6 protein-coding genes and 2 pseudogenes are annotated in these 8,812 nt (G+C 61.2%); all 8 read left to right on the forward strand.

Features of this window, described 5'->3' with window-relative positions; genetic code table 11:
* Positions 1–620 (forward strand): S-adenosylmethionine:tRNA ribosyltransferase-isomerase (locus NKK47_RS34305; RefSeq protein WP_352579833.1); only part of this gene is annotated, 620 nt, incomplete at its 5' end.
* A 284-nt stretch (positions 621–904) separates the two neighbouring features.
* Entirely contained in the window at positions 905–2,221 is a 1,317-nt protein-coding gene (locus NKK47_RS34310) for an adenylate/guanylate cyclase domain-containing protein (protein WP_352579834.1), read from the forward strand.
* A gap of 50 nt (positions 2,222–2,271) precedes the next feature.
* Positions 2,272–2,646, forward strand: coding sequence for a tetratricopeptide repeat protein (locus NKK47_RS34315; protein WP_352579835.1), 375 nt, complete (start codon positions 2,272–2,274; stop codon positions 2,644–2,646).
* Between the two features lie 377 nt (positions 2,647–3,023).
* Positions 3,024–4,741 (forward strand): annotated as a pseudogene (locus tag NKK47_RS34320) (adenylate/guanylate cyclase domain-containing protein).
* 253 nt (positions 4,742–4,994) lie between these two features.
* A pseudogene (locus tag NKK47_RS34325) lies at positions 4,995–5,471 on the forward strand (site-specific integrase).
* 426 nt (positions 5,472–5,897) lie between these two features.
* Positions 5,898–6,728, forward strand: coding sequence for an ABC transporter substrate-binding protein (locus tag NKK47_RS34330; RefSeq protein ID WP_352579836.1), 831 nt, complete (start codon positions 5,898–5,900; stop codon positions 6,726–6,728).
* Positions 6,729–6,773: 45 nt separating this feature from the next.
* Positions 6,774–6,917 (forward strand): hypothetical protein, encoded by a 144-nt coding sequence (locus NKK47_RS34335; protein WP_352458793.1) that lies wholly within the window; start codon positions 6,774–6,776, stop codon positions 6,915–6,917.
* A 150-nt stretch (positions 6,918–7,067) separates the two neighbouring features.
* Positions 7,068–8,075, forward strand: coding sequence for an ABC transporter substrate-binding protein (locus NKK47_RS34340; RefSeq protein WP_352458790.1), 1,008 nt, complete (start codon positions 7,068–7,070; stop codon positions 8,073–8,075).
* Positions 8,076–8,812: the final 737 nt, after the last annotated feature.

Genomic DNA, 8,812 nt, shown 5'->3' on the forward strand with positions numbered 1-8,812 from the left:
TGGCACTGTGGGATGTTTGGACGAAGATTGCCGCCGGGCCGGTCGCGTTCGAGGCGCCGTCGGCAGGCTTCGCGCTCGACTGGCGTACGCTCCAGGTCTGGCGTCGGCGCGACGTTGGCTTCGCAACGCTCACGCATGCCGCCGGCGTTTCTTCCACCGGCGATCCCGCACTCGATTCGCGTCTTCCCTTCGACGAGCCCTACCGCATTCCTGAGCGCACCGCAGCGCAGGTCGTGCGGGCGAAGCTCCGCGGCAGCCGCATCATCGCGATCGGCACGAGCGTAGTGCGCGCCCTTGAGGCAGCCGCCAATTCCGATGGCGGTGTGCGTGCCGGAAAAGGCATTGCGACAGGGCGCATCGCGCGCGGCACGCCGCTTCGCGTGGTCGATGCGATTTTTACAGGCGTCCACCAGCCCGGCGAAAGCCATTTCGAGCTCCTGCGCGCCTTTGCCGACGATGCTCTGCTCGCCAAGGCCTCCACAGCCTTTGCCGCCTACCGCTACCGCGCGCATGAATTCGGCGATTCCATGCTGCTTAATCGCCAACCGCCGCTTCTATCGCGCGAACGGAACCGTGCCGAGGTGCTCCAGACGAAGCCTCTACTCGAGGCGTGGCTATGATGTCGGCAGGTTCGGTGGCATTCCGGCCGCACCGCGAACGTCAGCTTCGGAGAAGCGCCGGAAAGGTCGGCAATTGGCGCGATCGAGGCGATGCGGACTTCGCCTACTCAGCAGTTGCCAGCTCGCGTCAAACGGCTTGGTTGGGTGGCAGTCGGTCATCCGCGTCGGCCTTCGGAAGGAGCAGATCGCCGCCGTGCCACGCCACGTCCCTCAGGTGAACTATTCCCAGATTCACGACCCGTCGTATGCTATCCTTGGCCGATTGGTCTGCTTGAGGAGAATTCTTGGAGAGAAGGCTCGCAGCCATCCTGGCGGCTGACGTGGTTGGCTACTCGGCGCTCATGGAGAGTGACGAGGCAGGGACCTTTGAGCGTCTCAGAGCGATACGCACGGAACTGTTTGAGCCCAAAATAGCGGAACGACACGGACGCATATTCAAGCTCATGGGCGACGGACTGCTCGCCGAGTTCTCCAGCGTGGTGGATGCGGTCGAGTGCGCGGTGGCGCTGCAGAGTAGCTTGGTCGAGCGCAACGCGGATTCCGTCGCGAACGATCGCATTGAGGTGAGAATAGGCATCAATCTCGGCGAAGTAATTGTCGAGGGCGAGGATCGCTACGGCGACGGCGTCAACATCGCAGCGCGCCTGCAGCAACTAGCGGAGCCTGGCGGCATCTACATCTCCGGTAAAGTTGCTCGCGAAGTCGAAAGGAAGCTTCCCTTTGGCTTCGAATCGATGGGCGAGCAGCATGTCAAGAACATCGCTGAACCGCTCCCGGTCTATCGCGTTCTTCGCCAGCGGTTCGTCGCCGACATGCAACAGCTCAGATCGCCTTCGTTGCCCAACAAGCCGTCCATCGCCGTGCTGCCGTTCACCAACATGAGCGGTGATCCCGAGCAGGAGTATTTCACGGACGGGCTGGTGGAGGACCTCATCACGGGCCTGTCGAAGATACCCGGTCTGTTCGTCATCGCGCGGAACTCCACTTTCGCCTACAAGGGCAGAACGCTCGATATCCGGCAGGTCGCAAGAGAGCTTGGCGTCCGCTACGTGATGGAAGGGAGCGTGCGGCGGGCTGCCGACAGACTGCGCATAACCGCACAGCTTATCGAGGGCAAAGATGCAACCCATGTTTGGGCAGACAAGTTCGAGGGCGCGGCGGAAGACGTGTTCGACCTGCAGGACCGATTGACCGAGAGTATTGTCGGGACGCTTGAACCCACCCTGCGGCGCGCTGAGATCGACCGAGCGCGCCGCAAGCGGCCGGACAGCCTTGACGCATATGATCTCTTCCTGCGCGCCTTGCCACATGCCTACGCCAACACGCCGGCCGATACCAACGAAGCCCTGCGCCTGCTGAACGAGGTCTTGAGCCTCGACCCGAACTACGCTTCCGCACATGGCTATGCGGCCTGGGGATACGAACAGCGCTTCCTGCGCGGAGGCTTCCATCCCGAAGACAGGGCTGCCGCGCTGAAGCACGCCAACATCGCAATGGCGATCGGCGCCGACGATCCCCAGGCGCTGTCGATGGGGCGTTCGTTCACGCCACGATTACCCATGACTACGCACGGGCCATCAGCGCTCTCGATCGAGCTTTGAAGCTAAACCGCAACTTAGCTCTGGCATACGGCTTCAGCGCGATGGTGCACATGTACAGCGAAACCTATGAACGTGCGTGCGATCACGCGTTCAAGGCACTTCGCCTCAGTCCTTTCGATCCCCTGAACTATCATTCGTACCTGGCGCTGGCCTGGGTCCACCTCTTCACTGGCCGGTATGATGACGCGGTGAACTATTCGACGCTGGCGATCCAAGTAGCGCCCGGCTTCAGCGTCCTCTATGCCAGCCTCGTCGCAGCCTATGTCAATCTCGACCGCCTGGATGCCGCACGCGCAGCCGCCTCGCGGCTGTTGGAGGTCGCGCCGGGCTGGACAAACAGCGCATTCGTGCGGATGAGCGTCGTCCGACCAGAACTCATGGAAATGCTGGCGTCGGCCCTGCGAAAGGCGGGATTGCCGGAATGACCGGGCGAAGCAAGCGCAGGCAGGAAGGGCTGTCGAGAACCATCAAGCCGGCGGCTGGCGCGCCGTCGGTGCACCGGCTAGGCGTATCGTTGCGGCGTCTGCAGAAAGTGTGCCGAGCGCGGCGAAACGATAATGGCCGCCTGTGGGACGAGCCTCTGAATCGTGCAGCCGGGCTGCTCATCGTGCCGGATGCGGCGAAGCGGACCATAACCGACATTGCATTCCGCTGCGGCAGGAGAGCCGGAGCGTCGCGCGATCCATGGTCTCAAGAGGCGTGATCTGTGGTATCAAAGGCCGGTGAGGGCACGCCGGAGGCGCCGATCCTACCCGCCTCTGACCTGCGGCTTGCGTGTCGCGAATCCTAACTGAGGCCCAACATGGAGCGGAAGCTCGCTGCCATCCTTGCCATCGATGTTGTCGGGTACTCGGCGCTCATGGAGGCGGATGAAGCGGGCACCTTCGACCGGCTAAAACGTGGCCGCAAAGAGCTGTTCGAGCCGGAAATCGCAACACGACACGGGCGAATCTTCAAGCTTATGGGAGACGGCCTGCTGGCGGAGTTCGGCAGCGTGGTGGATGCGGTCGAATGCGCGGTCACGCTTCAACGCGGCATGGCGGAGCGTAACGCGAGCGTCGCCGAAGACCAGCGCTTCGAAGTCAGGATCGGAATCAACCTTGGAGAAGTGATCGTCGAAGGGACGATCGCTATGGCGAGGGCGTGAACGTGGCCTCGCGCCTCCAGCAACTCGCCGAGCCCAGTGGCATCTGCGTTTCAGAGAAGGTGTCCAAGGAAGTCAGGCAGAAGCTGGCGTTTGCGTTCGAGCCTATGGGCGAGCAGCGGGTGAAGAATATAGCCGAGCCGATATACTGCTATCGCGTAAACCTGCAGCTTCCGAGAGCCGCTCCGGTCGGCCGACTGGCATCGCTGGAATTGCCCGACAAGCCCTCGATCGCGGTTTTGCCTTTCACTAACATGAGCAACGATCCGGAGCAGGAAACCTTTGTCGACGGCTTGACCGAAGACCTGATCACCGACCTATCTCGCTGCGCCGGCCTCTTCGTTATCGCGCGCAACTCGACCTTTGCTTACAAGGGGCGGTCGGTCGATGTGCGTTTGGCCGCGCGTGATCTTGGGGTGCGCTATGTGGTTGAAGGCAGCGCCCGGCGCGCCGCGGGGCGCGTGCGCGTTAATGCGCAGCTGATCGACGCAATCGGCGGCGATCATATCTGGGCCGAGCGCTATGACAGCAGCCTCGAGGACATCTTTGCAGTGCAGGATGAGGTCACGGCCAAGATCGTCGAAGCCCTAGTCGGCCGATTGGCCGGACGGCCGGCGCGCAAACGGCCGACGAGTCTCGAAGCCTATGACCTCTGCGTGCAAGCCCGCGGCGTCAGTTTTCAGACCGGGTTAGGCGCGCGGGAAGCGCGCATGCTCCTGGAAAAGGCGATTGGTCTCGATCCCGACTATGCCGAAGCACATAGCTGGCTGGCCCTCAATCTTTGGCTCGGCTGGCTGTTCTGGGATGAGCCGAAGGAAGCCAACCAGCCTCGCTCGCTCGCGGAAGCGCAGCGGGCAGTGGCGCTCGACCCTAACGATGCCGGGAACCGCTGGGTGCTGGGCATCATACTTGGTCACGAACGGCGTTTCGCGGAATCGGATGCTGAGTTCGAGGCGACCTTCAAGCTCGATCCCAATCATGCCGATGCCTGGGCGATGCGCTCGGATCTCATCACCTTGAGGGGCGACGCGGTCAAAGGCGTCGAATTCGTGAAGCGGGCATTGCGGCTCAATCCGCGCCCACCGGGGTGGTATTATTGGATGGCGGGCCAAGCCTACTATGCGCTCGGCGACTATCAATCCGCGGTCGAGGCTTTACGCAAGCCGGAAACCTACCGCACCACGTCGCGGCGCATGCTAGCGGCAGCCCTCGCGCAGCTCGGGCGCCAGGATGAAGCCCATCAGGAGGCGGAATTCTTCATGATGAGCAATCCCCACTTCAGCATCAGGCACTGGGCAACATCGCAGCCATTCGACGACGAGGAATTGCTCCAGCGCTTCGTCGAAGGCTACCACAAGGCTGGCCTTCCCGACTAAAGGGCGTATCGCTTTGGATCGCCTACTTGCTCTCGTCAGACATAGGCTCGTTTTGGTTGTGAGGGCGATGGCCGTGGGTTCCGATCAATGTCCGTTAAGGGCGGGTTGTGCCCCATTGTGAAGGTGCACTTCATCGGCACCGACAACCAACAACTTTCAAACCGAATCCTTTGTAGCGCTTCCAGGTGAGACGGTAGAATTCGCGGGCTCACGTCGAGCGCTGCGGCTGCGGAGGGCGGCATGGAGAAGAACCATGCCCAACTGGAACAGAGGCCACATTGTCGGTCAGAAGCCTCCTCTCAAGCCGTGCGAGGTCTGGAGCATTAGAACACGACTGCAGGTGTCAGGCGCGGCACGTGATCTGGCACTGGTCAATTTTGCCATAGACAGCAAACTTCGATGCTGTGACCTCGTCACGATCACGGTCGGCGACGTGGCGCTATCCGGCACGTTTCGCGACCGGGCGGTAATCGTCCAGCGCAAGACCGGACGACCAGTACAATTCGAGATCACGGAGCAGACTCGAGCTGCCATCAGCGCCCAGCGTCGGGCTCGATCCCAAGCGATACCGAACTCATTCGATGAGGCGTACCAAAGCCGCGCAGATCTACACGAAGACGGGAAACATTCGCGCGGTGCAACTGCTCCTGGGCCATACGAGAGCACGGTCCGCTATCTCGGCATCGAAGTGGACGACGCTTTGGCGATCTCTGAACAGATCGACCTGTGAAATGAACCTGCGACAACGGACAGAGCGACGCGGGCTGGAAGCGTCGCTTTGTGACCCTTTCGAGACCTTCCGAGGCCGATTTTCCTTCCCGGAACCAGACGTTAAGCGCAACCAGTACTGATGACCCTGTGCAGACCTTTGCGTCGATGACTCGGCCCGGCCGCAGTAAACTCGAAGTGGCCATTCTGAACCGCGCAAACAGTCTCCCTGACAGCGAGGTGCTGGCGGGACGTTTGGCGGAGTAAGTTTTGCGCTCGCAACCAACGCAAATTGGGCGTACCGTGGCATATCGTCGGTTGCTAATACTGGGCCATCGGCACCTCTACGCAAGCCTGGGCTGAGCCGCTGCCGGAGACCACCTCGGTCCGCCTGCCGCGGTACATCGGCGGCGCCTATTGCTGGGCGGGCCTGTACCTCGCCGGAGAGATGCTGCGCGCCGAGGGATTCACCGATGTCTGCTATGTGCAAGGTGACAAGAAGGTTGATCATTCCGCGTGGATCGCAAACGGCGAGACGGATTTCAGTGTGAACTATGTGCCGATTCATCTGGCGTCGATCGATGCAGGAGTGCCGATCAGGGTACTAAGCGGACTGCACTCCGGGTGCCTCGAACTGATCGCCAACGACAGCGTCAAAGGCGTCTCGGACCTGCGGGGAAAGCGGGTTGGGGTCTTTACGCTTGATTCGCCGCAACACGTGTTGGTTTCTCTGATGGCCGCCTATGTCGGGCTCGATCCGGTCAACGACATCGAATGGGTCATCGAAGAACACAATTTTGCTGAAGGCTTCGTCGAAGGAAAGTACGATGCAGTGCTCGGCCAACCGCCCCGCACGCAGGAACTTCGCTCCAGGAAAGTAGGCCATACGATCCTCAACTCGACCACCGATCCGCCCTGGTCGCAACATTTCTGCTGCATGATTTCCGCGACTGCGGATTATGTAGACAGATACCCGGCGGCGACGAAGCGCGTCCTGCGGTCCATCCTCAAGGGCGCCGACCTCTGCGCGTCGGATCCGCCGTTTGTAGCGCAGCAGATGGTCGATCGAGGGTTCGTGCCCAGTTACGACTACGCGCTGCAAACTCTGCACGACATCCGGTACAACAGGTGGCGGGATTACGATGCCGAAGCCTCGATGCGCTTCTATGCGCTGCGCATGCACGAAACGGGCATGGTCAAGTCGAGTCCGCAAGAGATAATCGCCACTGGAACGAATTGGCGTTTTCTCGATCAACTGAAACGGGAGTTGAAGACGTAGGCAATCGCCAAACCGCCCTGCGCCCTATCGAGGGAAGGAGAGGTTATGCAGGTCATCCAGGATACGATCCGCTTCTACGCCCTTCGTATGCAGGAGACGGGCATCGTCAAGCCGGGCCCGCAAAAGATCATCACCGAAGGCACCTACTGGCGCTTCTTTGACGAGTTGAAACGCGAGCTTAAGATGTGAGCGGCCGTGCATTGCCGCTCACGACAAGAGGTAGGACTAACGCTGGTGGCGGCATCCATTCCGGATGAGGCTTGCGCGTGGACCAGAAGAGCTGGCGTCTCTCAAAGAGAACTGAGGGCTTGATTTGCTTTCAACCGGAGGAGGATTCCTATGCAGAGCATCCAGAACCGCCGCCGTTTCCTGGCCGGCCTGACGGCCGCCGGCGCCGCCAGCCTCGTCGGCGCTCCAACTCGAGCTCTTGCCGAGCCACTGCCGGAGACCACGCGCATTCGCTTGGCGAAGATTCCTAGCATCTGCGTGGCGCCACAGTATGTTGCAGAGGAACTTCTGCGCGCGGAGGGCTTCACCGAGGTTGACTATGTCGTCACAGGCGCTGGTGCGGCCCAGGCCTCCGCGGTGGCGAATGGCGACATCGACTTTACTCTCAACTTCGTGACAAATTTGCTCGTCGCCTTGGACTCCGGTGCGCGGATCACTGTGCTCGGCGGCGTCCATCCTGGCTGCTTCGAGCTGTTTGCCAAAAGCGGGATCGATAGCGTCGTCGATCTGAAAGGCAGGAACGTCGGCGTCCAAGGGCTCGGGACGGGCCCGCATCTGTTCCTCGCCAGCATCGCGGCCTATGTCGGGCTCGATCCGGCGCTCGACATCAACTGGGTGGTGAACCCGGCGGTCAAACCCAAGGAACTGTTCGCGCGCGGTGACGTCGATGCTTTCCTTGGCTTTCCGCCGGACCCGCAGGAATTGCGGCGCAACAAGGTCGGGCACGTGATCGTCAACAGCACTGTGGACCGACCTTGGTCACAATATTTCTGCTGCATGCTGTCCGGCAACAGCGATTTTGTGGCCGCGCATCCGGTTGCTACCAAGCGTGTGCTGCGCGCCATCCTCAAGGCTGCGGATCTATGCACCGCTGCGCCGGCCTTGGTTGCCGAGCGCTTGGTCGCGGGCGGGTTCGCCAGCCACTACGATGATGCGTTCGCAGCGATCAGCGAGTTGCCTTACCGGGAATGGCGGGACTACGATTCCACTGATACCGTCCGCTTCTATGCGCTGCGTCTGAAGGAAATCGGTTTGATCGGCTCCACACCCGACAGGATTATCGCGAAAGGTACGGACTGGCGCTTCCTCAACGAACTCAAGCGCGAGCTGAAGACCTAATAGGCGGCGGGAGCGGTCGTTCCACCTCGTTGCCGGCGATGTCTGCATTTGGGCGGTGGCAAAGGCGTCCGCAACGGCCGACATGAGGCGCATCCAGTCCGATCGCCCTAAGGGTTCAACTGGGGCCGGTGACTGGCAGCTTCGAGTCTTGGAATGCGAGAAGCGAGCCTTAGATGCCCTGCTTGCATGGACGAGCACTGACCCGATGCAGACCTTCATGTCGATCACTCGAACGGAAGCAAGTAAACTCGAACTGGCCATTCGCGACCGCGCAAACAGTCTCCCTGACAGCGAGGCGCTCGCGTTTGGCGGAGTAAGTTTTGCGCTCGCAACCAACGCAAATTGGGCGTATCGTGGCTTATCGTCGGTTGCTAATACACGAGCCCGCGACTGAGAGCGCAAGACTCCCGCATCAGACTGGGCGCGCCACAGCTACTCGTCGCGCTCACAAGACCATCTGCCTCTGCCGGAACCTCTTTTGCTCGGTTCCGGCCAGAATTGCTTTCTCGACGAGCTGAAGCGCGAGTTGAAGACGTAGACCTATCGCCGACACGCTCTGCCTTTTTCAAGGGAGGAGAGATTCGTGCAGATTGTCCAGAACCGTCGCCGTTTCCTCACAGGCCTGTCTGCGCTCGCAGCCGCGGGTCTTGCAGGCCGCAACGCGGCCGCCGCCGAAGCGGCACCTGAAACCACGGTCGCCCGCTTTGCGGCGGCGCCGGGTATCTGCATCGCTCCGC

The organism is Mesorhizobium sp. M0019, assembly GCF_040323975.1.
GTDB lineage: Bacteria > Pseudomonadota > Alphaproteobacteria > Rhizobiales > Rhizobiaceae > Mesorhizobium.

Excerpts from the sequence above, each read along its gene's own strand:
- NKK47_RS34315 (WP_352579835.1), top strand. The coding sequence starts at position 2,272 with ATGTACAGCGAAACCTATGAACGTGCGTGCGATCACGCGTTCAAGGCA.
- NKK47_RS34330 (WP_352579836.1), top strand. The coding sequence starts at position 5,898 with ATGCTGCGCGCCGAGGGATTCACCGATGTCTGCTATGTGCAAGGTGAC.
- NKK47_RS34335 (WP_352458793.1), top strand. The coding sequence starts at position 6,774 with ATGCAGGTCATCCAGGATACGATCCGCTTCTACGCCCTTCGTATGCAG.
- NKK47_RS34340 (WP_352458790.1), top strand. The coding sequence starts at position 7,068 with ATGCAGAGCATCCAGAACCGCCGCCGTTTCCTGGCCGGCCTGACGGCC.